Source organism: Actinacidiphila acididurans, assembly GCF_016918855.1.
In the GTDB taxonomy this organism is placed as follows: domain Bacteria; phylum Actinomycetota; class Actinomycetes; order Streptomycetales; family Streptomycetaceae; genus Actinacidiphila; species Actinacidiphila acididurans.
In genome coordinates this window covers 227,568-252,503 of the sequence record NZ_JADKYB010000004.1, presented here as the reverse complement: position 1 = coordinate 252,503, position 24,936 = coordinate 227,568, and the positions used below count along the sequence as shown (strand labels likewise).

Here is a 24,936-nt window from a genome sequence, read left to right as displayed (position 1 = left end):
CCCGCAGAGCGCGGCCGGGCTCATTCCCCCTGCCCGGCCGCGCTCCTTTATTCGCTCTTATTCGCTCCGGCTGCTCCGGTCCGTTCGGTCCGTCACCAGTAGACGACGACCTTGTCGCCGACCTTCACCTCGTCGAAGAGCTTGGCGATGGCCGCCTTGTCCCGGACGTTCACGCTGCCGTGCGAGGCCCCGGCGTAGCCGCGGGCGGCGAAGTCGGCCGAGTAGTGCACCGCTTGGCCGCCGCTGAAGAACATCGCGTACGGCATGGCCGTGTGATAGATCGTCGAGACGTGGTGACGGCTCTTGAACGTCACGTGGAACAGGCCCTCGCGGGTCGGGGTGTACTGCGATCCGAACCGCACGTCCATCGTGGCCAGCACCTTGCCGTTCACCACCCAGGACAGGGTCCGGGTGGTCTTGCTCACGCACATCGCGCGCCCGGTCAGGCAGCGCGGGTCGAGCCGGCCGGCCGGCTCGGCCGCCACCGCCGGGTACAGCTCCTGGTGCGTGGGCGTGCGGGTCACCGCGGTCAGCCGGTTCCACAGGGTCTTGCTGACGCTCCCGGTCCGCGCCAGGCCGTGCCGTTCCTGGAAGTCGCTGACCGAGTGCTCGGTGACCGTGCCGTAGTAGCCGGTCGGATGGCGGCTGAACAGGCCGAGCTGGCCCAGCCGCGCCTGGAGTTCCCGCACTCGGGTGCCGCTGTCGCCCGCCGCGAGGAAGGCGGCCGGAACGACCGGCGGCCTGGTGGTGGCCGCCGCGGTCGCCGGGGCGACGGCGGTGGGCGGTGGCGTGGTGGGGGCGGCGGTCACGGCCGGGGCCGTGGTGGTCGGCGCGGTGGTGGCCGGTGTGCTCGGGGCCCGGGTGGCGGCGGGCGCCGGCGTGACCCGCGCGTTGGTGACAGCGGTGGTCGGCGGGCCGCCCGAATCCTTGGGCGCGGCCCCGGTGGCCAGTGGCCCGCACCCGGTGAGCACGGTCGCGGCCAGCGCCGCCGTCACGACGCCGGCCGCCACCGCGGCCGGTGAACTCCTGCGCACGGCAATCACCTTCCCCCTCCGTGTGGTAAGTCGTCGTATGTCGACTTCGTCACTTCGTAGACAGTCCCACGGCCGGCGGTGGTTGCGCTGCCCCGCCGACGGGCAAGCGGCCGGATACGGGTGCCGGACGTACGTACGGACGGGACAGGCGTACGTACGTCCGGCACCCGGGCATGCGTACGCTCGGTCACGACCGCCGGCCACCGGCCGAGGGCCGCCCGGCCGCCGGCACCGGCCCCGCGACCCGGCACAGCCCCGAAATGATCGTTCACACTGTGAGCAAGGTCCCAGCCGCGCCCCCTCCACCGGGCGCATGCCGCCCACTACAGTCCGTGGCTGAACCCGTCGGTAGTAACCGTGCCATTGCACTCAGTCCAGGGAGGCGTGACCTATGACGCGTGATTCGGAATCCGGTCTGCCGATCGAGCCGGTCTATGGTCCTGAGGTGCTGGCCGGGTGGGATCCGGTGGTGGCGTTGGGTGAGCCGGGTGGGTATCCGTTCACCCGGGGTGTGTACCGGAGTATGTATACGGGGCGGCCGTGGACGATGCGGCAGTATGCGGGGTTCGGTACGGCTGCTGAGTCCAATGCGCGGTATCGGCAGTTGATCGCGAACGGCACGATGGGGTTGTCGGTGGCGTTCGATCTGCCCACGCAGATGGGTCATGACTCCGATGCGCCGCTGGCTCATGGTGAGGTGGGCAAGGTGGGGGTGGCCGTGGATTCGGTGGAGGACATGCGGGTGCTGTTCGGCGGGATCCCGCTGGACCAGGTGTCCACCTCGATGACGATCAACGCCCCGGCGGCGATACTGCTGCTGCTGTATCAGCTGGTGGCGGAGGAGCAGGGGATCCCGGCGGGGGCGTTGACGGGGACGATCCAGAACGATGTGCTGAAGGAGTACATCGCGCGGGGGACGTACATTTTTCCGCCCAAACCGTCGCTGCGGTTGATCGCGGACATTTTCGCGTACTGCCGGGCGGAGATCCCGAAGTGGAACACGATCTCGATCTCGGGGTATCACATGGCGGAGGCGGGTGCGTCGCCGGCGCAGGAGATCGCGTTCACGTTGGCGGACGGGATCGAGTACGTGCGCACGGCGATTGCGGCGGGGATGGATGTGGACGATTTCGCGCCGCGGTTGTCGTTCTTCTTTGTGGCGCGGACGACGTTTTTGGAGGAGGTGGCGAAGTTCCGGGCGGCGCGGCGGATCTGGGCGCGGGTGATGCGGGAGGAGTTCGGGGCGAAGAATCCCAAGTCGTGGATGCTGCGGTTCCATACCCAGACGGCGGGGGTGCAGTTGACCGCGCAGCAGCCGGAGGTCAACCTGGTGCGGGTGGCGGTGCAGGGCCTGGCAGCCGTCATGGGCGGTACGCAGTCGTTGCACACCAATTCCTTCGACGAGGCCATCGCCCTGCCGACGGACAAGTCGGCGCGTCTGGCGTTGCGTACGCAGCAGGTGCTGGCGTACGAGACGGATGTGACGGCGACGGTGGATCCGTTCGCGGGGTCGTATGTGGTGGAGAAGCTCACCGATGACGTGGAGAAGGCCACCGTGGATCTGATGGCGCGGGTGGAGGAGTTGGGTGGTGCGGTGGCGGCGATTGAGAAGGGGTTCCAGAAGCAGGAGATCGAGCGCAACGCGTATCGCATCGCTCTGGAGACCGACGCGGGGGAGCGGGTGGTGGTGGGCGTGAACCGGTTCAAGCTGGACGAGGAGGAGCCGTACGAGCCGCTGCGGGTGGACCCGGCCATCGAGGCACAGCAGGCCCAACGCCTCGCGGCCCTGCGCGCCGACCGCGACCAGCAGGCCGTCGACGCCGCGCTCGCCACGCTCCAGAAGGCCGCGCAGGGCACCGACAACGTCCTCTATCCGATGAAGGAGGCGCTGCGGTTGCGGGCGACGGTCGGGGAGGTCTGCAACGCACTGCGCGAGGTGTGGGGCACCTACGTGCCCGCCGACGCCTTCTGACCTGCGGTTTCCCGGGACCGAGGACGCGTGCGCGGTCCCGGGTGCCGGTCGCGCCGTGAACTTCTACATGAAGTAGGACTATTCACCACGTGACGACCAACGCCCGGGACGGAAAGCGGTCAGGCCCTACGATGGACGCGTGAGCGACACCACCCGCGGAGGCCTGCGCGAGCCCACGCGCGCCGAGGAGATCCTTGCCCTCGGCCTGCGCGACGAGAAGCGTCGGCAGACCCGGCGGCACATCGCCGAGGTCGCCACCCGGCTTTTCCTGCGGCACGGCTTCGCCAAGGTGACCATCGCCGAGGTGGCCCGTAACGCGGAGGTCGCCGTCAACACCGTCTACACGTACTTCCCCTCCAAGGAGGACCTGGTCCTCTACCCGGAGGAGGCGTCCGCCGAGCGGATGGTGCAGATGGTCCGGGACCGGGCGCGCGGTCAGTCCGCGGCGGTCGCCGTGCTGGCCGCGCTGCGGGCCGAACTGCGCCGCGAGGACGACCGGATGGTCGGCCTGACCGAGGGGTTCGGCCGTTTCGTGGCCATGGTCCGGGCCGAACCGGTGCTGGCCATGCGGCTGGCCGGGGTCGGCCGCGACATGGTGGACGCCCTCGCCGCCAATCTGGCCGCCGAGACCGGTGCCCGGACGGGCGACCCGCTCCCGCACCTGGTCGCCGCGCAGCTCGGCTGGGCGCAGGACCAGCTCTTCCGTCACCTGGCCGCCCGGTCCCGGGCCGGCGATCCCCCCGAGGAGATCGCGGCCTCCGCGCTGGCCCTGCTGGACGCCGTCGAGTCCGTGCTCAGCGACACCGTCCTGGGGTACGCCCGCCGCCGGTGACGACAGCAGGCCACGACTGCCGGTAACGACCGAGGCCCGCGCCGACCGGCGCGGGCCTCGTACGTACACCAGCCGTGTCGGCGGCCGGGTCAGTGCGCTCCGGCGGGCCGTGGCCGGGCCTGGAGCAGCTTCTTGAGCCGTGGCGCCAGCGGCTTCTCCACGAACTTGTTCAGCAGGTAGGCCAGCACCAGCATCGACAGCGCGGTCCCGAACAGGATCACCGGGGCCGACAGGCTGGTCTTGTGGTGCAGCTTGTCGATGGCGACCCAGCCCAGGTGCTCGTGCACCAGGTAGAAGGGGTACGTCAGGGCGCCCGCGGTGGTCAGCCAGCGCCAGTTGACGTTGGCGACGGCCGGCACCAGGGTGACCACGGCCACCGCGATGAAGCCGAACGTGACCACCGCGATGACGCCGAACTGCGTGCGGTGGTAGAAGACGTGCGAGTGGGCCGGGGCCACCAGGTCCTGCACGGCGTAGCGCTGGCCGAGCAGGAAGCCGATGGCGACCACGCCCCAGGAGATGGCGTCGTGGCCGAACCGGTAGATCAGGTACAGGCCGATGCCGCCGACGAAGAAGGGCGCGTAGTTGGGCATCAGCGCCAGCTCCAGGAACTGCTGCTTCGACGAGCCGGCGTACAGCGCGGCGGCCGTCCACAGCGCGCAGAACATCAGCACCCGCTCGCGGGTGGCGCCGCGCCACAGCACGCATACCGCGAACAGCAGGTAGAAGCGCATCTCGGCCCACAGCGTCCAGTCCACGCCGAGCACGCGCTGCGCGCCGGCCGGCATCTGGAGCATGGTGAAGTTGGTCAGCAGGTCGGTCTTGCTGACGTGCTTGTAGTTCGCCCACGTGAAGACGACCGTGATGATGATCAGCGCCGCCCAGTACGCGGGGTACAGGCGGGTCACCCGGGAGATCGCGAAGTCCTTGATGGAGCGGCCCCAGCCGCTCATGCAGATCACGAAGCCGCTGATGATGAAGAAGATCTGCACGCCCAGCGGCCCGTAGGAGAAGGGGCCGGCCAGGTGCGGGAAGATCTCCCGGGGCGACTTGCCCCAGGAGTGGGCGATGTCGCCGGAGCGGCCCGCGTAGTGGTAGAAGCACACCATCAGGGCGGCGACCAGGCGCAGTCCGTCCAGCGCGCGCAGCCGTCCCCGGGCGCGGCCGCCGGCCGGGGGAGTGGGCGCCGGCACCGCGGCCTCCGGCAGCGGGCCCGCGCCGCCGCTGCGGTCGGAGCCGGGCGAACTACCGGCGGGCGCGGGCATGTGCAGGCTCATCCCAGTGCGGCTTTCTTGAAGGCGCGGGCGCGGCGGGCCACGCGGCGGACGGTTCGGTTGCGGGGCACGAACGCCAGCTTGGAGGGGATCGCGCCCGGCATGGCGAGCGAGGTCAGCCGCCGCCGCTTGAAGTACGGCCAGGTGTCCGCGGTCAGGTTCGTCGACAGCCAGGCCGCGGCCTCGTCGCGCAGGTGCGGGTACGCCTGGGCCTGCATGCAGTAGCCCACGGTCCGTACCAGCGGGGTCAGGTCGGCGGCCACGGCCTGCGGCGTCGGCGACCGCCAGGCGCGTACGGCGGCGGCGTCGGTCACGTCCGGCAGCAGCGCGTGCACGATGGTGACCGGGACGCGGTTGCTGTTCTGGTACGGCGTCAGGCGCTCCAGCAGCAGCTTGGTGCCGGTACGGGCGACCGGGATGCCGTACAGCGCGGAGGCGGTCAGCAGCGCGGTGGAGAAGCAGCCGACGACCAGCGCGGGGCGGGACTTGACGTACACGACCTCGGCGAGCACCGGGGTGTTGAGCACGGTCAGCCGGCAGCCCAGGCGGGCGGCCTCGGCCCGGATCGGCTCGGTCCAGTGCACCGGCGCGGTCGGGTGCGGCTTGAAGACGATCTCCTTGTGGCCGAGGGCGGCGGCGCCGCGCACCATCTCCAGGTGCAGCTCCTCCTCCTCGGCGGCGGTCAGCAGCCCCAGCGCCGACAGGTACTGGCCCAGCAGCAGCGCCGCGCCCTGCGGGACGTCGGCCAGGCTGTCGCCGCCGGCGTCCGCGGAGGCCTCGGCGACCTCGGCGAGCACCTTGGTGAAGTCCTCGGTCGGCACCACCTCGGCGCCCACGCCGTGCTCGCTGAGCAGCAGCGGCACCAGGCCGGGCACCAGGTCCAGGTGGAGCAGCCGGTCGATGCGGGTGTCCACCAGCGCGCCCAGCTTGTTGCGGGTCGGACCGTAGGACATCAGGCCGTCCGCGTAGACGGTGATCGGCGCGCCCTGGAAGACCGCGGCCACCGCGAGCGCCGGCTCGACCTGGATGGACTCCACGATCAGCTCGATCGAGTCGTCCGCCAGGCCCCACAGGCTGCGGATGTAGCGCTCCCAGATGGGCACGTCGTCCGCGCGCGGCGACCAGCCGCCCGGGTGCAGCGGGTGGATCGCCTCGTTCCACGACACCATGTCGTCGAAGCGGGTGCGCAGCGCCGCGAAGCCGGGGCCCTCGTCGAGGGGCGGCGTGATCTCGGGGACGGCCGCGTTGTTGCTGACCACCAGGATGCGGCGGTCGGCGGCCTCGAAGCAGCCGGCGTCCAGGGCGGCGGCGAGCGTGGCCGCGCCGTAGAGCGTGGAGGCGAGGAAGAGCTGAGTACGGGCCATCACGCGACCGCCGAACCGTCGTTGTCACTGGCTTCGAGATCGTCACCGGTGCCGGCCTCGGCGACCGCGCGGGCCGAGCCGGGGCGGGGCGGCGGCGGTGCCACCGGTGTGTCGTCGTCGCCGCGGGCCGGGATGCGCCAGCGCAGCCGGCGGATCTTGGAGCTGCGCTCGATGTCCATGGCGTCCAGCGCGTCGTTGAGCACGTCCTGCGGCAGGGCGCGCAGCGCGGCGGCGCTCATCGACTTCAGCCTGCGGGCCACCTGCGGCTCGAACCGCTCGATGTTGCTGAGGTGGTGGGCGATGATCGCGCAGTAGGTGCGGACCGCCTTCGGCATGAAGCGGTCGGCCTCCGGGTCCTTGGCGACCTCGGCTATCACCTGGTCGAAGCTGCGGATGAAGTCGAGCTGCCGCACGTCGCCGATCTGGGTGAGCGAGGTGGCCACGCCGCGCCGGTAGAAGATGCCCATCAGGCCGCTCGCCACCGCGAAGGTGGACGCCTCGCGGTGCAGCCGCCAGATCCACGGCCGGTCCTCGGCGGTGCGCAGCCCGTCGGGGAAGTGCAGCAGTCCCGCGTCGACCAGCCGCCGGTGGTAGATGCCGGCCCAGGCGTAGGGGTAGTCGACCGAGGTGGACCGGTCGGCGGGCAGGATCGCGTCGCGGGTCTTCAGTGCGACGCCGCGTCTGCCGTGCGGCACCCGGATGATGTTGCGGGCCCGGCCGGTGCACTGCACGTGGTCCACCCGCACGAAGTCCGTGTCCAGGTCCTCGATGGACTTCAGGAGTTGGGGCAGGTAGCCGGGGCCGTACCAGTCGTCGCCGTCGAGGAAGGTGAGATACTCGCCGCGGGCCGCGTCTATCCCGGTGTTGCGGGCGGTGGCCAGACCGCCGTTGCGCTCGTGCCGCACCAGGCGCGCGCCGGGCAGGTCCTTCAGGCCCTCCTCCAGCAGTCTGGGCGTCTGATCGGTGGAGCAGTCGTCCACCAGCACGAATTCGAAATCCGAGCGAGTGTTCGCCCGCAGGCTGCGCAGCGTGTCTGGAGCGTATTGCTGCACATTGAAAAAGGGCACGACAACGGAGAGCTTGACCACCCGCCGTACATTATGCGGCCGTTCGGCCTTTGACTATGCGGCCAGTTTACATTTGGGTTAACGACGGATGACGGGATGGTGGCGCACGGGTCGGTCACCCGTCCGGGTGCCAACAACGTACCTTTGAACGGCATGTGGACGGCACGTGCCCGCCGCGCCGGGTTCACCGGAATGTGATCGGGACCACGTCCGGCAGTTGCCCGGCAAACGTCCTCGGCGGCCAACTCGCGGCAGTTTGTTTACCTCCAGTTGGCCGGAAGTTAGCACGCAGAGCGCATCGGCTTCCTATGGTCGGCGTGTGCCAAAACGTAAGCCCGGCCCCTTGCGGGTCACCGTGATCGCCGATTCGGACACCCGGTGGAAATGGGGCGCGCTCACCGCGCGTCGTATCGACCCCGACGCCCGCCTCGACGCTCGCCTGCTGCGCGGCCGGGCCACGCCCACCCCTCGTCAACTGGCGGAACTCGGCATCCCCGCGGACTCCATGGTCGAGCAGACCATGGCCGAGATCCTGGCCGCGACCAACGACGAGTCGGCCGACGTGGTGGTCATCTCCTGCGTGGGCGGCACCGTCCAGGCACTGCTGCACGGCCTCTCGCGGGCGTGGGAAGGACGCCCCGCCCGCCCGGTCGTCGTGACCGGCTACGTCGGGGTCGTATACGAAAAGCTCGCCGACGGGCTGCTGTTGCGGGCCGGCGCGGACGTCGTGCTGGCCAACTCCGCCGACGACGCGCGCCGTTTCCGTGACGTCTACGACGGGGTGGGCTACCCGACCGGCAGCATCGCCGAGACCGCGCTGCCCTTCCTCGGCGGCGCCCGCTACGTCCCGGACCCCGCCCGGCCGTTCACCGTGACCTTCGCCGTGCAGCCCTCGGTGCCGGAGAACCGCACCGATCGTATACATCTGCTGCGCCGCACCGTGGACCATGCCCGGCGGCACCCGGAGCGCGAGGTCCTGGTCAAGCTGCGCAGCAAGCCGGGTGAGCACACCACCCACATCGAGGAGAACCCGTACCAGAAGCTGGTCTCCTCCCTCGAGCCGCCGGACAACGTCAAGCTCGTGTACGGCAACATGGCCGAGGTCCTGGACCGCACCGACCTGCTGGTGACGGTCAGCTCCACCGCCGCCCTGGAGTCGCTGCACCGCGGGATACCCACCGCGATCCTCACCGACCTCGGCATCCGTGAGGCGCTGGGCAACCACCACTTCCTCGGCTCGGGCTGCTTCGCCTCCTGGGACGAGATCGACGACGGCCACCTGCCGCTGGCCGACCCGCTGTGGACCGCCGCGCACGGCGTGGCGAGCGCCGAGCCCTACGCCGCGCTGCGCTCCCGGGTCCTCCACCTGCTGGCCGAGCCCGAACTGCCGCGGCTGTCCCCCTATTACACGCTGCGCACCGCCCCGGGCTACCTGCCCGGCGTGCTCGCCCGCCACGGCCTGAACCCCAAGGGCGAACCGATCGCGGGCTTCACCGCGCGCGAGCCCGGACCGGTCGGCAAGGCGGTCCGCGACCTGGTCCGCAACTCCGCCCGCACCGCGTACCGGCAGGGCGTCCAGCGCGTCGCGCCCGTCATCCGCCGCTGGGGCCAGCTGTGACCGGGCCCACCACCCCCCACCAGCACGGCATTTCGAACCCGCACATTGAATGGACAGGAGCCACGCCATGAACGCCCCCTCCGCAGAAGCGGCGAGTCCCAGAACCCTCGCCGTGATTCCCGCGCGCGGCGGCTCGAAGGGCGTACCCGGCAAGAACCTGGCCGCCGTCGGCGGGGTGCCGCTGGTGGCGCGTGCGGTACGGGCCTGCGTGGGGGCCCGCCGCGTGGACGCCGTCGTGGTCTCCACCGACGACCCCTCGATCGCCGAGGTCGCCCGCTCCGCCGGCGCCGAAGTGGTGCTGCGCCCGGCCGCGATAGCCGGTGACACCGCCACCAGCGAGGCCGCCGTCATCCACGCCATGGACGCGTACGAGGCGATGAGCGGCTGGACCGCCGGCGTGGTGGTGCTGGTGCAGTGCACCAGCCCGTTCATCACCAGCGAGGAGATCGACGGCGTGGTCGCCGCGGTCACCGAGGACGGCGCCGACACCGCCCACACCGTGGCCCCCTTCCACGGCTTCATCTGGCGCGACTCCGCCGAGCCGGCCGGCACGGCGAGCGACACGGACACCGGGGACACGGCGGGCACCGCCTCCGGCGGCTTCGGCGTCAACCACGACAAGTCCACCCGCCCGCGCCGCCAGGACCGCCCGCAGGACCTGCTGGAGACCGGCGCCGCATACGCCATGCGCGCGGCCGGCTTCCGCACCGCGAACCACCGCTTCTTCGGCCGTACCGCCCTGGTGCGCACCGACCCCGCCCGGGTCCTGGAGATCGACGAGCCCGCCGATCTCGAACGGGCCCGCGCACTGGCCCCGTTGCTCGACCCGATGGCCGCCACGCCGACCCGCGACGACGTCGACGCGGTCGTACTCGATTTCGACGGCACCCAGACCGATGACCGGGTGCTCGTCGATTCCGATGGACATGAGGCCGTCACCGTGCACCGCGGTGACGGGCTCGGGATCGCGGCACTGCGCCGCGCGGGACTCCCCGTCCTCATCCTGTCCACCGAAACCAACCCGGTCGTCGCCGCCCGCGCCCGCAAGCTGCAGGTGCCGGTGCTGCACGGCATCGACCGCAAGGACCTCGCCCTCAAACAGTGGTGCGAGGAGAACGGCATCGCTCCGGAGCGGGTGCTCTACGCCGGCAACGACGTCAACGACCTCGGCTGCTTCGCCCTGGTCGGCTGGCCGGTCGCCGTCGCGGGCGCCCACGACGTGGTACGTGCCGCCGCCCGCGCCGTCACCACGGCAGAAGGCGGTCACGGCGCGATCCGCGAGATCGCCGGCTGGCTGCTCGGGCCCACCCTGGCCCGCTGACCCTTTGCAGCTCACCCAATCAGTCCCGAAGAGTCCCCGAACAGAGGAACACCCGTGACCACAACCCTCCCCCCGAACCTGCGTGCCGTCGGCTCCCGCCACATCGGCAACGGGCAGCCCGTGTACGTCACCGGCGAGATCGGCATCAACCACAACGGCGACCTGGAGAACGCGTTCGCCCTGATCGACGCGGCCGTCGCCGCGGGCTGCGACGCCGTCAAGTTCCAGAAGCGCACCCCGGAGATCGCCACCCCGCGCGACCAGTGGGAGATCGAGCGCGACACCCCCTGGGGCCGGATGACGTACATCGAGTACCGCCACCGCGTCGAGTTCGACGAAGAGGGCTACCGGGCCATCGACGAGTACTGCCGCAAGCGGGGCATCGACTGGTTCGCCTCCCCGTGGGACGTTCCGTCGGTGGAGTTCCTGGAGCAGTTCGACGTGCCGGCCCACAAGGTCGCCTCGGCCTGCCTGACCGACGACGACCTGCTGCGCGCCATGCGCGCCACCGGCCGCACGGTGATCCTCTCCACCGGTATGTCCACCCCGAAGCAGATCCGGCACGCGGTGGAGGTGCTGGGCAGCGAGAACATCGTGCTGTGCCACGCCACCTCGACGTACCCGGCGAAGCACGAGGAGCTCAACCTGCGGATGATCAACACGCTGCAGTCCGAGTACCCGAACGTGCCGGTCGGCTACTCCGGCCACGAGGTCGGCCTGCAGACCACCCTCGCCGCGGTCGCGCTCGGCGCGGTCTTCGTCGAGCGTCACATCACCCTCGACCGCGCCATGTGGGGCTCGGACCAGGCCGCCTCGGTCGAGTCGCAGGGCCTGGAGCGCCTCGTGCGCGACATACGCATCATCGAGACCTCTCTCGGTGACGGCGTCAAGCGCGTCTACGAGGGCGAGATCGGCCCGATGACGAAGCTGCGCCGCGTGGCCGGCGTCGTCGCCGAGCAGGAGGCCGCCGCGAAGGCCGCCGCCGAGGCGCCGACCGCCTCGGTCTGAGCCGGCCCGATCCGGTGCGGGTCGGCTTCGGACCCCGGTCGGCCCGTGTGCCGCCGGTCCGGGCCGACCCCGGCCGGGGGTGACGGGATCCGGGAGCACCGACCGCACGCGGGCCGAGGAGGGCCGGCCCGCGCGCGGCTCGTGGCTTTTCCCGTACCGCCCTCGGCAATGTCATTGCGAGCTCGCTGCGAACTCGGACAACTGTGGACGACAAGGACGTGCACGTGGACCAGGACCAGACCGTCACCGGCGACTCCGCGCCGGGCACGGTGTCCGGACCGGCCGGGGCGACCGTGCCGGCCCCTGCGCGGGTCCCCGCACCCGGGGACGTGACGGGCGCGACCGTACCGGCGCAGGCTTCCGCGCCCGCGGCCGTGACCGGCCCCGCGCAGGCTGCTGTGCCCGGGCATCCGACCGGCGCGACCGTACCCGCGCAGGCTGCTGTGCCCGGGCATCCGACCGGCGCGACCGTACCCGCGCAGGCGACCGCGCCCGGGGCGACCGTGCCGCGGCCCGTGCCGGCTCCCGAGCCCGCCGACGTGCCCACGCCCGCGGCGCCGGCCGGCCTGCCCACGCCGACCCCCCGCACCGGGGCCGTCGCGCTGGTGGAATCCCCCGTCCAGCTGCTGAACGTGCTGGAATGGGCGCACGTCCATCCGCCCGCCATACCCGCCGCGCGCGACGGCGCCGCGCCGGTGTCCCCGGCACCGGGACAGACCGGCCCGGCCACCCCGCTCACCGTGGTGGTGCTCTCCCCGTCCGACCCCACCAGCCGCGGCCAACTGCGCCGGATGGCCGAACTCGCCCGCGACGAGGGCGCGGTGGTCCGCTGGTACGACTCACGCGGCGAGCGCGGCGGCCTGCTGCGTACGGCGCTGTCGCTGGCCCCCCTCCTGCTGCGGGTGCGGCACCTCGTCATCGGTGACCCCTTCTCCCGTCTGGTGCAGGTGATGCTGCCCCTGTGCCGGGCCAAGGAGCTGACCGTCGTCGACGACGGCACGGCCACGATGGAGTTCACCGAGATCCTCACCAAGGGCGGCCGCCTGGTGCGCTGGCACCGCAGCGGCCGGCGCCGGTCCCCGGTGGACGCCGCCTTCGGCCTCTTCGCCTCCGCCGCCCGCCGCCGCCTCACCCCCCGCAAGCGCGGCCGCGTCGAACTCTTCAGTGCCATGCCCGCCACCCCGCCGCCCGGCATGGCCCTGCGCACCAACCGCTTCGCCTGGACCCGCAGCCGCTTCGGCCCGCCGCACGTCCTCGACGGCACCGACCTGATCGGTACCTCCCTGGTCGAGACCGGCGTGGTCGACCCCGAGCGCTACTTCGCCGTGGTGGCCTCCCTGGCCACCCGCCACGGCGCCAAGCGCTACTTCGCCCACCGCCGCGAGGCCGCCGACAAACTCCACCGCCTCGCCACCGAGACCGGCCTGGAGATCGTCCGCCCCGACCTCCCCCTCGAACTCGTCGCCCGCCGCGGCCCCATCGGCCGCACCGTCCTGTCCTTCCCCTCCACCGTCGTCCACACCCTCCCCCTCGCCCTCGCCGGCACGGGCGTCGACATCGCGGTCTGCGATATCGACCAGGAGTGGCTGACGGCTGCCGCCTCCCCCCGGGCGCACACCTTCCTCACCGACATCACGACGTCTGCGCGTTCGCTGCACAACCTGAACGACGCGGACGATCCTTCACCGGTTTAGGGCGCCGTTTTCCCGTACCTGGACGCGGCCCCGGCTCGGGCTTGTCGCCGCCCGCGCCCCTGAAGGTGCGCGCCCTCCGCGAGGGCGCCCCAAAGGGGCGCGGGGAACTGCGCGACAAGCCACGAAGCACCGACAGTCGGCAGCGCACGGACGCAGCACCCCGGTTGCCGTAAAAACCACACAACAGGCACCCGGCAGCGCGCAGCGCAGCCCACCCACAGCTGCCGCAAAACCAACCGCACCCCAAAAACGGGCCCCCGAAACGGGCGAACCGTGAGGATCCCGAGCCCAAGCCCGGACAAGGCGTTCGCCCACCCTCAAGCCCAGCGTAACCTGATGATCATGTCGATCCGCTTAGGTACGGGAATGGCAGCGAGCTTACGCGGACCGGCCCGCGTCGCGATCCTCACCTGCGGCGGCTTGGACGGCGATTCGCGCGCGCTCCGCGTGGCCACCGCCGCACGGGCGGCCGGCTACGAGGTGACCGTGATCGGACGGCCCCCCGCCACCCTTGCCGTGCCGGACGTCGAGGTGCGTCCGGTGACCGTACGGCACATCCTGGGCACGCACCGGGTGCGCCGCCCGCACCCGGCTTTGCGCTGGCCACTGGCCTACCGCAGCACGGAGTCCTACGAGCACCGTACGACGCTCATCGCGGCGCGCCGCTCCCTGCTGCGCACCCGCGGCGCCGAACTCGTACTGGTGCACCGCGCGTTGCCGCTGCTCGCACTGGCCCGGCTGGGCTACGGCATCGCGTGGCTGCGGTACGGACTGCGGTCGGCCTGGACGGGGGTGCGGGCCGCCCAGTACCGCACGGCCGTGCGCCACCGGGGCCACCCCGCCTCCCGGTTGGACGACTTGGCCGCCGAAGCCGCCCGGCTGCTGCTCGGCCGGCGGGCCTGGCGCCGCCTGGACCCCGGCCTGCTGGACGAGGAAGTCGCGTACGGCCCGGTGCTGGACGACGTGCGCCCGCACCTGATCCACGCCATCGGCCACCGCGCCCTGGGCCTGGCCATCCGGGCCGCCCTGCGCTCCGAGGGCTCCGGCCACCGGATCGAGGTGGTGTGGGACGCCCCGCCCCGAATCCCCGCGGCCACGCGCCGGGCGACCGTCGCCGGTGACGCCCACGAGCGGTCCTTCGCCAAAGAGGCCGACGGCGTGGTCACCGTCGGGGACCGTCTCGCCCGCGAGCTGCGCGCCCGCCACCAGCTCGCCGCCACGCCCACCGTGGTCCGCAACGCCCCGCCGCTGATCGAGGTCGGCGAGCACCCCGACGGCGTCCGCCGCCGCTGCCATCTCGCCGGGGACGTACCGCTGCTGGTCCACACCGGCCCGCTCAACCCCGACCGCGGCGCCGACACCGTCATCGACGCGCTTCCCAAGCTCTACGACCTGCACGCCGCCTTCGTGGTCCCCGACCCGGCCCACCCGGACGTCGCCGCGCTGCGCGAACGCGCCGAACAACTCGGCGTCCACGCCCGCCTGCACGTCCTGCCGTACGTCCCCGTCCCGGACATCCCCGCCTTCCTGTCCTCCGCGGACATCGGCGTGCTGCCCGTCCACAAGGTCGCGCACCACCAGTCCGTCCTGGCCACCCGCTACTACGAGTTCGCCCATGCCCGCCTCCCGGTCGTGGTCAGCGACGTGCGCGCGATGGCCAACGCCACCCTGGAACTCGGCAACGGCGAGGTCTTCCGGGCCCGCGACACCGCCGACTTCGTCCGCGCGGTCGGCGCGGTCCTCACCAACCCCAAGCGCTACCGCAAGGCGTACGACCGGGTCGACGTCCTGCGCCAGTGGTCCTGGCAGACGGAATCGGCGCCCTTGATCGACCTTTATGCCCGCTTGCTGGGGCCGCGTCCCTGAGTCGGCGTGCTCGAAGGCGTCAACTTCGATGCCCGCTACACCATTTCCCAGGACGCCGACCGGCGCAGCTCACAGCCCGTACGCCACGAGTACGACGAGAATGACGGCTTCTTCGACCACGTCCCGCCGCCGGTCCCGGACCCGGCCCGCTTCCCCGAGGAGTACGTCGGCCCCCCCTCGCCCAAGGGCACCCCCGGCGGCGGCCTCCCGGTCGGCGCCGGCTTCCGCGTGCCGTGCATCGTGGTCTCGCCCTGGACCGTCGGCGGCCACAACTTCTCCGAGGTCTGCGACCACACCTCCCCCCTGCGATGACGAGGTGGAAGGGCAGTGCGCCGGCCCCGCGGTGGGGATGCGGAGTTCGAAATTCCGTTGTTTAAACCTGCATCGTTCTTCACGAACGGGTGAAAATCGGGAAGCAATATCGTTTCTGCTCATGTATGGCCACATACGTTCACCGCATGGTCAGTTCATTGCACGAGGTGATGCACCGGTTCTTCCAGGAGGACACCGGACTCTTCGCCCGGGCCTTCACGCGGATCGGCCTTCCCTTCGAGGAGCCGGTCGCCGGTCAGCCCTTCCCGAATGACGTCTCCGAGGTCAAGCCCTTGGAACGCCGGATCGACACGCTCGTCCATCTCGACCTGGCGGACGGCACGGAGTACCTGCTCGCGGTCGAGGCGCAGAGCAAGAAGGACCCGAGTAAACACGCGACCTGGGCGTACTACGCCTCGTACCTCCAGCAGACGTTCAAGATGCCGTCCCTCCTCCTGGTCGTCTGCCACGACGAGGCGACCGCCCGTTGGGCCGAGGAACCGGTCGACCTCGGCCCGCCCGGCTGGCGCACCCTCACCGTCCGCCCGCTCGTCCTCGGCCCGCACAACCTGCCCACCATCACCGACCCCGTCGAGGCCGCCAAGGACATCCCCCTGGCCGCGCTCTCGGCGATCGCTCACCACAAACACGGCGACGCGGGCCGCATGCTCAAGGCTTTCTACACGGCCGTCAAGGGCACCGAGGAAAACGTCGACACCTTCACCGAATTCGTAAGCACCGGTCTGGTCGGCACCCAGGCCGGCGACATTTGGGAGAAACTTGTGGCCATGGACACCTCTCTGTTCAAGTCCACCACCGCCCAGCGTCTCCGTGCGGAGGACCGTGCGGAAGCACTGCTGGACGCCCTCGCGGTACGCGGAGTCGAAGTGCCGGAAGAGGTGCGCCAGCGTGTCGAGAGCTGCACCGACCTGGACACCCTCAAGCGCTGGTTCGTTCGCGCGATCACCGTGGAGAAGGCCGAAGACCTCTTCGCCGACGACTGACGGCAGCGGTCCGGGCCGCACCGCAGGGTGGACGCGGTGCGGCCCGGGCGGGGGCGGGACGGTCAGGTGCGGGTCGGTGGGACGGTTACGTGCGGGTCGGGGCGTAGTAGGTGCTGATCCAGGCGTTGCCGGAGGGGGTGACGGCGATCATGGTCATGTGGTGGGTGAGGGTGCCGAAGTAGTAGGTGCGGGTGGCGCCGGTCTGGGCGAGGGCGCTGGTGGCGGAGGCGGTGGGGGTGGTGGTGATCTTGTCGCGGGCCTCTTGGAGGTAGGTGGCGACGAGGGCGTTGATGCCGTCGGGGGTGCCCGGGATCTGTGCGGTGCCGCGCAGCACGTGCTTGAGGGCATGCGCTGCCAGGGCGTTGCGCGTGGCGAAGTTCAGCCGGGGCGACTCGGCGTGGATCGCCAGGGCGAAGCCAGGCTGGTGGGTCTGCCAGTCGTCGGCGCCGCCCAGCCGGATGGGGCCCGCCCCGGCGGCCGCCGGTGAGCCGACCGCGAGGGCGTACATGGTCTCGGCCCGGCCCGGATACGTGGCCTTGTCGTAGGCGCCGCCGAAGCTGTTCACGGCCGACAGGAAGAAGCTGTGCACCTGCATGAAATCGTGCACGGTCGCCGGCTGCTTCGCTTCGGCGAAAGCCGTCGCCGCCTTGACGACCTCGGGATTGTTGCCGCCCGGCAGCTGCCGGACACCGTCGGCGTACCGCAGCAGCCCGATCTCGTCGTCCAGCTCGGTGAAGCGGTGGTCGGCCAGCCCCAGCGTGGCCCGGACGCCCGGGACCTCCGCCAGATGGCCGTCCAGGGTCACCCGCCACTTCCCTAGCGCGGTGCCGAGGTCCCGGTCGGTCGCGGTCAGCAGATCGGGCAGCCCGCCGGCGAGCCGGACCGAGTCCAGGAACGCCGGGTGCGCGTGGAAGGACGCCTTGTTCGGGCCGGTCACCTTCCACAGCGGATCGGTGGGCGTGTACACGGTTTTCTGTACGGTGAGTGCCTGCTTGAGTGCGTCCCAGGGCATGGACGGGTACCCCCTCACGGAAATCCGCCCGCCTCTGCCGGCGCCGGGCTCTCCCCTGCCCGGGCCACGGCGAACGGTCGCCAATCGGCGCGTCCCTCACCCTTTCGTGGCAAAACCGGCGTGCCAACCCACCCGTAGGGGGCGTGCGGATGCACAGGGGGCGCACGAATCGATACGGAGTGCTACCCACCGTCACCCCCGTGAGCCATATCACGCCATGCACATCGTGCCGTAACACTGCGCACGTAGACTGGGGAAGCCGCAGCCGCCCGTGGCCGGGGGACACCGCCGGGGGCGCGACGTCGTCATGCGGCGGGACGCTTGCTGAGCGACGATGGGTGTCTGGAACCTCACAAGGGTGGGCACGACCCCGGGGATGATCCGGTATGCGCCGATCGGGCGACTTCTTCTCCTCCCGCAGCACCACAGGTATTGACCGACAAAGGGAAGATCATGGAAGAGGAGCCGGCCGTGGGGCATACCCTGACTGAGGTGAACGACTCACCCGATGCGCCGTCCGAGACGTCCGGGGCCGCCGCCCCCGCGGCGGACCAGGTCCCGGTCCCGCCCCCGGTGCCGCAGGTCGACCGGATCACGGTCCCCGACGAGCTGTACGCCGAGCTGATCGCCTTCCGCCGTGACATCCACCGGCACCCCGAACTCGGTCGCCAGGAGTTCCGTACCACCGCCAAGGTCAAGGAGCGGCTCGAGGCCGCGGGGCTGAGCCCCCGGGTGCTGCCCGCCGGCACCGGCCTGATCTGCGACATCGGCCCCGACGACCCCCACCGCGGCCGCCTCGCGCTGCGCGCCGACCTGGACGCCCTGCCGGTGCCGGACACCAAGCAGGTCGACTACCGATCCACCGTCGAGGGCCGCGCCCACGCCTGCGGCCACGACGCGCACACCACGATCGTGCTGGGCGCCGGCCTGATGCTGGCCCGGCTCGCCGCCGAGGGCCGGCTGACCCGCCCGGTGCGGCTGGTGTTCCAGGCCGCCGAGGAGATCATGCCCGGCGGCGCGCTGGACGCGGTCAAGGCCGGCGTGCTGGAGGGCGTCGAGCGGATCCTCGCCGTGCACTGCGACCCCAAGGTCGAGGTCGGCCGGATCGGGCTGCGGCAGGGGCCGATCACCTCGGCCGCGGACAAGCTGAAGCTGGTGCTGGACGGCCCCGGCGGCCACAGCGCCCGCCCGCACCTGACCACCGACCTGGTGATGGCCACCGCCAAGCTCGCCACCGAGCTGCCGGCCGCGCTGTCCCGCCGGGTGGACCCGCGCTCGGGCCTGAGCATCGTGTGGGGCCGCATCCAGGCCGGGCACGCGGCGAACGTCATCCCGCAGCACGCCGAGCTGGAGGGCACGGTGCGCTGCCTGGAGCTGTCCGCCTGGCACGACGCCCCCGACCTGGTGCACGAGGTGATCGACCAGGTCGCCGCCATCTACCGGGCCAAGTGCGAGATCACGTACCAGCGCGGAGTGCCGCCGGTGGTCAACGAGGCGACCTCGGTGGAGCTGCTGCGCGACGCGATGACGTCCCGATTCGGTGCGCATGCCGTGGAGGACACCGAACAGAGTCTGGGCGGCGAGGACTTCTCGTGGTATCTGGAACGTGTCCCGGGCGCACTGGCCCGCCTCGGGGTGCGCTCGGTGGGTGACACGACGAAGAGGGATCTGCATCAGGGTGACTTCGACCTGGACGAGGGCGCCCTCGCGGTCGGTGTGGAACTGTTCACCACCGCGGCCCTGTTGTCGTAACGTACTCCCCGGTAGTTCTTCCGGCGGACGCGTCGGAAGGGCTTCCGGGTACGTTCGTCCAGGCATGCCCCACGCAGCGTGAAACCCCGGTGACGCGCGCTTCACCTGGCCGAAATGCGTCGATCCGATAACGGGTCTTCATTCGGTCTTTACCTGACATCTACGCGCGTTAAGCTCCCGTCTCAGCCAGCGCCGGACGGGGCGCTTCGACTGAAGGGGAACCCTCTTGCGCCGGGTATCCAAGATCGCTGCCGCGGGTGTGGTTTCCGCGGCCCTCGCGCTGACCGCGACCGCGTGCGGCAGCAGCTCCACGTCGAGCAGCGGTGGCAACAAGGGTGTCGGCATGGCGTACGACGTCGGCGGCCGTGGCGACCACTCCTTCAACGACTCCGCGGCCCGCGGCCTGGACAAGGCCGACAAGGAGTTCAACCTCAAGTCGAAGGAGCTCACCGCCAGCAACGGTGAGACCGAGTCCGACCGCGAGCAGCGCCTGGACTCGCTGGCCGGGGCGGGCTACAACCCCGTCATAGCCGTCGGCTTCACCTACGGCGACGCGGTGACCAAGATCGCCAAGAAGTACCCCAAGACCACCTTCGGCATCGTCGACTCCGTGGTCCAGGGCAGCAACGTGGACTCGATGACCTTCGCCACCGAGCAGAGCTCCTACCTCGCCGGTGTCGCCGCCGCCCTGAAGACCAAGAGCGGCAAGGTCGGCTTCATCGGCGGTGTGCACAACCCGCTGATCGGCACCTTCCAGGCCGGCTTCGACCAGGGCGTGAAGGACACCAAGCCGTCGGTCCAGGTCACCGACCAGTACCTGTACGAGACGGACACCAAGGGCTTCAACGACCCGACGACCGCCCAGGGCAAGGCGCAGGGCATGCTCGACCAGGGCATCGACGTGATCTACTCCGCGGCGGGCCTGTCCGGCGACGGCTCCATCCAGGCGGTGGCCGGCAAGTCCGGCGCCTGGGCGATCGGCGTCGACTCCGACCAGTACCAGGACCCGGCGCTGGCCAAGTACAAGGACCACATCCTCACGTCCGCGATCAAGAACGTGGACGTGGCCTCGTACGACCTCATCAAGTCGGTGCACGACGGCACGGCCAAGACCGGCACCAACAACTACACCCTGGCCAACGGCGGTGTGTCGCTGTCCACCACGGGCGGCTTCCTCGGCGACGTCCAGTCGCAGATCGACGCGGCCAAGCAGAAGATCGTCTCCGGCCAGATCACGGTGAAGTCCGCGCCGTGATCCGGGCCGCGTGAGCGGTGCGACAGACGCCATGACAGGGAGGCCCGCCGGGGGTCGCAGCTCCACCCCCGGCCGGGCCTCGACGACTGTCCGGTCACCGACCGTCCGACCAGGACCGTCCGGTCACCGATGGATCATCGACGAGGAGAGTGCGCCATCAACGCGTCCACGAGTCCCCCGGCGCCGGCGCCCTCCGGCGCGCCCGCCGTCGAACTGCGCGGCATCACCAAGCGGTTCCCCGGTGTCGTCGCCAACCACGACATCGACATCACCGTGCGCAGCGGCACCGTGCACGCCCTCGTGGGCGAGAACGGCGCCGGCAAGTCCACCCTGATGAAGATCCTCTACGGCATGCAGAAGCCGGACGAGGGCACCATCGCGATCAACGGGGAACAGGTCGACTTCCACGACCCGGGCGACGCCATAGCCCGCGGCATCGGCATGGTGCACCAGCACTTCATGCTCGCCGACAACCTGACCGTGCTGGAGAACGTGGTGCTGGGCAGCGAGAAGCTGCACGGCATCGGCGGCCGGGCGCGGGCCGCCATCCGCGAGATATCCGACGCGTACGGACTGGGGGTACGGCCCGACGCGCTGGTGGAGGACCTCGGCGTCGCCGACCGGCAGCGAGTGGAGATCCTCAAGGTCCTCTACCGCGGCGCCCGCATCCTCATCCTCGACGAGCCCACCGCGGTCCTGGTGCCGCAGGAGGTGGACGCCCTCTTCGACAACCTGCGGGGGCTGAAGTCCGAGGGCCTGACCGTCATCTTCATCTCGCACAAACTCGGCGAAGTCCTGTCGGTCGCCGACGAGATCACCGTCATACGCCGCGGTACCACGGTCGGCAGCGCCGACCCGCGCGGCACCACCACCAAGCAGCTCGCCGAGCTGATGGTCGGCAGCGAACTGCCCTCCCCGGAGACCCGCGAGTCCACCGTCACCACCGAGCCCCTGCTCACCGTGCAGGGGCTGCGGCTGGCCGGCACCGACGCCGACGGCATCGAGCGCATCGTGCTGGACGAGGTCGGCTTCACCATCCACAAGGGCGAAGTGCTGGGCATCGCCGGCGTCGAGGGCAACGGCCAGGCCGAACTGGTCGAGGCCATCATGGGCATGCGCCGGCCGGACGCCGGCACCGTCGTCCTCGACGGCCGGGACATCTCCCGCGCCCCCACCCGGCAGCGCCGCGAGGACGGCATCGGCTACATCCCCGAGGACCGCCACCGGCACGGCCTGCTGCTGGAGGCCCCGCTGTGGGAGAACCGGATCCTCGGCCACGTCACCGAACGCCCCAACAGCAAGGGCTTCCTGATCGATCCCGGCGCCGCCCGCCGCGACACCGAGCGGATCGTCCAGGAGTACGACGTACGCACCCCCGGCATCGAGGTCACCGCGGCCTCGCTGTCCGGCGGCAACCAGCAAAAGCTCATCGTCGGCCGGGAGATGAGCCACCTGCCCAAGCTCCTGATCGCCGCCCACCCCACCCGCGGCGTGGACGTGGGTGCCCAGGCCCAGATCTGGGACCAGATCCGCGAGGCCCGCCGCGAGGGCCTGGCCGTACTGCTGATCTCCGCGGACCTGGACGAGTTGATCGGCCTGTCCGACACCCTGCGGGTGATGTACCGCGGCCGGCTGGTCGCCGACGCCGACCCCGCCACCATCACCCCGGAGGAGCTGGGCTCGGCCATGACCGGCGCGGCCAGCGGCCACCTGGAACACGACGGTATCGAGGACCGATGAAGAAGTTCGACAAGGAGCGGGCGCTGCTCGCCATCGCCGCCCCGGTGCTGGCGGTGATCGGCGCGCTGATCGTCACCGCGCTGGTGCTGCTGGCCACCGGCAAGGAACCGTTCACCGCGTTCCACGTGATGATCAACTACGGCGACAAGACCGACAGCCAGGTCTACATCCTCAACAAGGCCACCACCTACTACCTGGCCGGCCTCGCGGTCGCGGTGGGCTTCCGGATGAACCTGTTCAACATCGGCGTGGACGGCCAGTACCGGCTGGCGGCGTTCTTCGCCGCCGCGGTCGGCGGGGCCATGTCGATCCCCGGCATCATCCAGGTCCCGCTGATCATCCTGACCGCCATGGTGGTCGGCGCGGTGTGGGCGGCGATCGCCGGCGTGCTGAAGGTCACCCGCGGGGTCAGCGAGGTGATCTCCACGATCATGCTCAACTCGATCGCGGGCATCGTCATCGGCTACTTCCTCCAGGACGGCCGGCTCGGCGTGCTGGACAAGAACGCCAACATGGTCTCCACCAAGCCCATCCCGTCCGGCAGCCACCTGTTCAACTTCTCCACCGGTGGCGGCGCGGTCGACGGCTTCATCGTGCTCGCCGTGGTGGCCGGGGTGCTCTACTGGTTCGGCCTGAACCGCACCCGCTTCGGCTTCGACCTGCGCGCGGTCGGCCGTTCCCAGTCCGCCGCCGAGGCCAGCGGCGTCAGCGTCAAGCGCATGGTGATCACCAGCATGCTGATCTCCGGCGCCCTGGCCGGCCTGGTCGGCATGCCCACCCTGCTCAACGAGTCCTACGACTACGGCACCGACTTCCCGGTCGGCATCGGCTTCACCGGCATCGCGGTCGCCCTGCTCGGCCGCAACAACCCGGTCGGCATCGCGGTCGGCGCGGTGCTGTGGGCGTTCCTCGACCGGGCCGCCAACGGCCTGGAGTTCGAGGGCTACGACCAGGAACTCGTCGGCGTCATCCAGGGCGTCATCGTGCTCGCGGTCGTCATAGCGTACGAACTCGTGCGCCGGTACGGCCTGACCCGCCAGCAGCGCCAGGTCGGCGCGGAACTCGCGGCGGCCGCCGCCCACAAGCAGGAGGTGACGGCGTGACTGCCACCGCTACCCAGACCCCGCCGCCGGCCGCGCCGCCCGCCGCCGGGCCCCGCCGCGGCCGGGGCAAACTGAGCACGCCGGTGATCCTGCTGATCGTGGCCGCCGCCATCATCGCGGTCGCCGCGGTCCGCGCCATCGCCGGCGCCAACGACGTCACCTCCTCCGGCCAGATCGCCGGCGCCCTGTCCAGCGCGGTGCCGATCGGCCTGGCGGGCCTGGCCGGCCTGTGGTCGGAGCGGGCCGGCGTGGTCAACATCGGTCTCGAAGGCATGATGATCCTCGGCACCTTCTTCGGTGCCTGGGCCGGCTGGCAGACCAACCCCTGGCTCGGCGTGCTGGCCGGCGTCATCGGCGGCGCGCTCGGCGGCCTGGTCCACGCGATCGTCACCGTCACCTTCGGGGTGGACCAGATCATCGCCGGTGTCGCCATGAACATCCTGGCCACCGGCGTGACCGCGTACCTGGCCAAGAAGCTGTTCACCGGCGCCGCGGCCGCCGCCAAGGGCGGCACCCCCAAGCAGTCCCCGCCGATGAGCGACATCAAGAAGTTCACCGTCCCGGGCCTGTCGCACTGGCTGAACACGATCGAGAAGCACCACTGGTTCCTGGTCTCCGACCTGGCCGGCATCGTCGGCGGCGTGGTCACCAACATCTCGGCGCTCACCCTGCTGGCCGTCGTGCTGTTCGCCGTCACGTTCTTCGTGCTGTGGCGCACCTCCTTCGGCCTGCGGCTGCGCTCCTGCGGCGAGAACCCCGCCGCGGCCGAGTCGCTGGGCGTGAACGTGTACACGTACAAGTACGTCGCGGTGATCATCTCCGGCGGGCTGGCCGGTCTCGGCGGCGTCTTCCTGGCCATCGGCACCCACTTCTACCTGGCCGGACAGACCGGCGGCCGCGGCTACATCGGCCTGGCCGCCATGATCTTCGGCAACTGGCGGCCGGGCGGCCTCGCCATGGGCGCGGGCCTGTTCGGTTACGCCGACAGCCTTCAGCTGCGCAACGGCGGCCCCTCGGTGCACGCCCTGCTGCTCCTGCTGGCGGTGCTGCTGGTCGCCATGGCCGCCTGGCGCTTCTACCGCGGCGCGCGCCTGCCCGCCGTGATCTCGCTCGCCTTCGCCGTGCTGCTGATCGTCTGGTACGTCACCACCGACACGGTCGCCGACGAGGTCGTGCAGGCCACCCCGTACGTCGCGACACTGCTGGTGATGGGCCTGTCCGCGCAGCGGCTGCGGATGCCCAAGGCCGACGGGTTGCCGTACCGGAAGGGGCAGGGCTCATGACGACCACCGCGGTGGACTGGGAAGGCCTGCGGGACGCCGCCCGCACGATCCGCGAGCGCGCCTACGTGCCGTACTCGCACTTCCCGGTCGGCGCCGCGGCCCTGGTCGACGACGGCCGCCTCGTCGTCGGCTGCAACGTGGAGAACGCCGCCTACGGGGTCGGGCTGTGCGCCGAGTGCGGCCTGGTCTCGGCGCTGCACGCCTCCGGCGGCGGCCGCCTGGTCGCCTTCACCTGCGTGGACCTGCGCGGCGAGGTGCTGATGCCGTGCGGTCGTTGCCGCCAGCTCCTGTGGGAGAACGGCGGGCCCGAGCTGCTGGTGGACACCGTGCGGGGGGTGCGGGCGATGCGGGAGGTGCTGCCGGACGCGTTCGGGCCGGAGGACCTGGGGCGGTAGGCGGGTCGGCGGTGTCTTCTACGGCTACGG

Annotated in this window: 19 protein-coding genes and 1 pseudogene; 15 read left to right on the top strand and 5 right to left on the bottom strand. The window is 71.1% G+C overall.

What is annotated here, in order from left to right:
- Window positions 1-92: 92 nt before the first annotated feature.
- The gene (locus ITX44_RS08895) at window positions 93-1,034 is read right to left on the bottom strand and encodes a L,D-transpeptidase family protein (RefSeq protein ID WP_307795175.1); all 942 of its coding nucleotides are present in this window, start codon (window positions 1,032-1,034) and stop codon (window positions 93-95) included.
- 391 nt (window positions 1,035-1,425) lie between these two features.
- On the opposite strand from ITX44_RS08895, the gene ITX44_RS08890 reads away from it, so the two are divergent.
- A complete protein-coding gene (locus tag ITX44_RS08890; protein ID WP_205356522.1) occupies window positions 1,426-3,006 on the top strand; it encodes an acyl-CoA mutase large subunit family protein in 1,581 nt (526 codons plus the stop codon).
- Between the two features lie 139 nt (window positions 3,007-3,145).
- Window positions 3,146-3,838, top strand: a complete 693-nt coding sequence (locus tag ITX44_RS08885) for a TetR/AcrR family transcriptional regulator (protein ID WP_307795174.1) — start codon at window positions 3,146-3,148, stop codon at window positions 3,836-3,838.
- Window positions 3,839-3,927: 89 nt separating this feature from the next.
- Here ITX44_RS08885 and ITX44_RS08880 read toward each other — a convergent pair whose 3' ends face one another.
- From ITX44_RS08880 to ITX44_RS08870, 3 genes are read right to left on the bottom strand one after another with little or no spacing between them, the layout of a single operon-like run.
- Window positions 3,928-5,115, bottom strand: a complete 1,188-nt coding sequence (locus tag ITX44_RS08880) for an acyltransferase family protein (protein ID WP_236060271.1) — start codon at window positions 5,113-5,115, stop codon at window positions 3,928-3,930.
- Window positions 5,112-6,476, bottom strand: a complete 1,365-nt coding sequence (locus ITX44_RS08875) for a polysialyltransferase family glycosyltransferase (protein ID WP_205356521.1) — start codon at window positions 6,474-6,476, stop codon at window positions 5,112-5,114. Before ITX44_RS08875 ends, ITX44_RS08880 begins: the two co-directional genes overlap by 4 nt.
- Window positions 6,476-7,564 (bottom strand): glycosyltransferase family 2 protein, encoded by a 1,089-nt coding sequence (locus ITX44_RS08870; RefSeq protein ID WP_205356520.1) that lies wholly within the window; start codon window positions 7,562-7,564, stop codon window positions 6,476-6,478. Before ITX44_RS08870 ends, ITX44_RS08875 begins: the two co-directional genes overlap by 1 nt.
- A 298-nt stretch (window positions 7,565-7,862) precedes the next feature.
- Between ITX44_RS08870 and ITX44_RS08865 the strand changes: the two genes are divergently transcribed.
- The 7 genes and pseudogenes from ITX44_RS08865 (at window position 7,863) to ITX44_RS08835 (ending at window position 16,366) form a co-directional block, all read left to right on the top strand.
- Window positions 7,863-9,161 carry a DUF6716 putative glycosyltransferase gene (locus ITX44_RS08865; protein WP_205356519.1) on the top strand — a complete coding sequence of 433 codons (1,299 nt, stop codon included), beginning with the start codon at window positions 7,863-7,865 and terminating at the stop codon, window positions 9,159-9,161.
- A gap of 67 nt (window positions 9,162-9,228) precedes the next feature.
- Window positions 9,229-10,482, top strand: a complete 1,254-nt coding sequence (locus ITX44_RS08860) for an acylneuraminate cytidylyltransferase (protein ID WP_205356518.1) — start codon at window positions 9,229-9,231, stop codon at window positions 10,480-10,482.
- Between the two features lie 54 nt (window positions 10,483-10,536).
- The gene (locus tag ITX44_RS08855) at window positions 10,537-11,490 is read left to right on the top strand and encodes an N-acetylneuraminate synthase family protein (RefSeq protein WP_205356517.1); all 954 of its coding nucleotides are present in this window, start codon (window positions 10,537-10,539) and stop codon (window positions 11,488-11,490) included.
- Window positions 11,491-12,029: 539 nt separating this feature from the next.
- Complete coding sequence (locus ITX44_RS08850; RefSeq protein ID WP_307795195.1) at window positions 12,030-13,184, top strand: hypothetical protein; 1,155 nt, start codon at window positions 12,030-12,032, stop codon at window positions 13,182-13,184.
- 342 nt (window positions 13,185-13,526) lie between these two features.
- Window positions 13,527-15,050, top strand: a complete 1,524-nt coding sequence (locus ITX44_RS08845; RefSeq protein WP_236060270.1) for a glycosyltransferase family 4 protein — start codon at window positions 13,527-13,529, stop codon at window positions 15,048-15,050.
- A 90-nt stretch (window positions 15,051-15,140) separates the two neighbouring features.
- A pseudogene (locus ITX44_RS08840) lies at window positions 15,141-15,359 on the top strand (alkaline phosphatase family protein); the annotation flags it as partial.
- Between the two features lie 149 nt (window positions 15,360-15,508).
- Entirely contained in the window at window positions 15,509-16,366 is an 858-nt protein-coding gene (locus tag ITX44_RS08835) for a hypothetical protein (protein WP_205356516.1), read from the top strand.
- Between the two features lie 85 nt (window positions 16,367-16,451).
- Here the strand turns inward: ITX44_RS08835 and ITX44_RS08830 are convergent, their stop codons facing one another.
- Entirely contained in the window at window positions 16,452-17,378 is a 927-nt protein-coding gene (locus ITX44_RS08830; RefSeq protein ID WP_205356515.1) for a hypothetical protein, read from the bottom strand.
- A gap of 573 nt (window positions 17,379-17,951) precedes the next feature.
- On the opposite strand from ITX44_RS08830, the gene ITX44_RS08825 reads away from it, so the two are divergent.
- The 6 genes from ITX44_RS08825 to ITX44_RS08800 all read left to right on the top strand — a co-directional run bounded on the left by ITX44_RS08825 (window position 17,952) and on the right by ITX44_RS08800 (window position 24,906).
- Window positions 17,952-19,130 (top strand): M20 family metallopeptidase, encoded by a 1,179-nt coding sequence (locus tag ITX44_RS08825; protein WP_372440869.1) that lies wholly within the window; start codon window positions 17,952-17,954, stop codon window positions 19,128-19,130.
- A 226-nt stretch (window positions 19,131-19,356) separates the two neighbouring features.
- Window positions 19,357-20,385: a BMP family lipoprotein gene (locus ITX44_RS08820; RefSeq protein ID WP_205356513.1), complete on the top strand. Its 1,029-nt coding sequence runs from the start codon at window positions 19,357-19,359 to the stop codon at window positions 20,383-20,385.
- Between the two features lie 129 nt (window positions 20,386-20,514).
- Window positions 20,515-22,125 (top strand): ABC transporter ATP-binding protein, encoded by a 1,611-nt coding sequence (locus tag ITX44_RS08815; protein WP_205356512.1) that lies wholly within the window; start codon window positions 20,515-20,517, stop codon window positions 22,123-22,125.
- On the top strand, window positions 22,122-23,228 hold the full coding sequence (locus ITX44_RS08810; RefSeq protein ID WP_205356511.1) for an ABC transporter permease: 1,107 nt from the start codon (window positions 22,122-22,124) through the stop codon (window positions 23,226-23,228). Before ITX44_RS08815 ends, ITX44_RS08810 begins: the two co-directional genes overlap by 4 nt.
- Window positions 23,225-24,511 carry an ABC transporter permease gene (locus tag ITX44_RS08805; RefSeq protein ID WP_205356510.1) on the top strand — a complete coding sequence of 429 codons (1,287 nt, stop codon included), beginning with the start codon at window positions 23,225-23,227 and terminating at the stop codon, window positions 24,509-24,511. Before ITX44_RS08810 ends, ITX44_RS08805 begins: the two co-directional genes overlap by 4 nt.
- On the top strand, window positions 24,508-24,906 hold the full coding sequence (locus ITX44_RS08800; protein ID WP_205356509.1) for a cytidine deaminase: 399 nt from the start codon (window positions 24,508-24,510) through the stop codon (window positions 24,904-24,906). Before ITX44_RS08805 ends, ITX44_RS08800 begins: the two co-directional genes overlap by 4 nt.
- The last annotated feature ends 30 nt before the right edge of the window (window positions 24,907-24,936 follow it).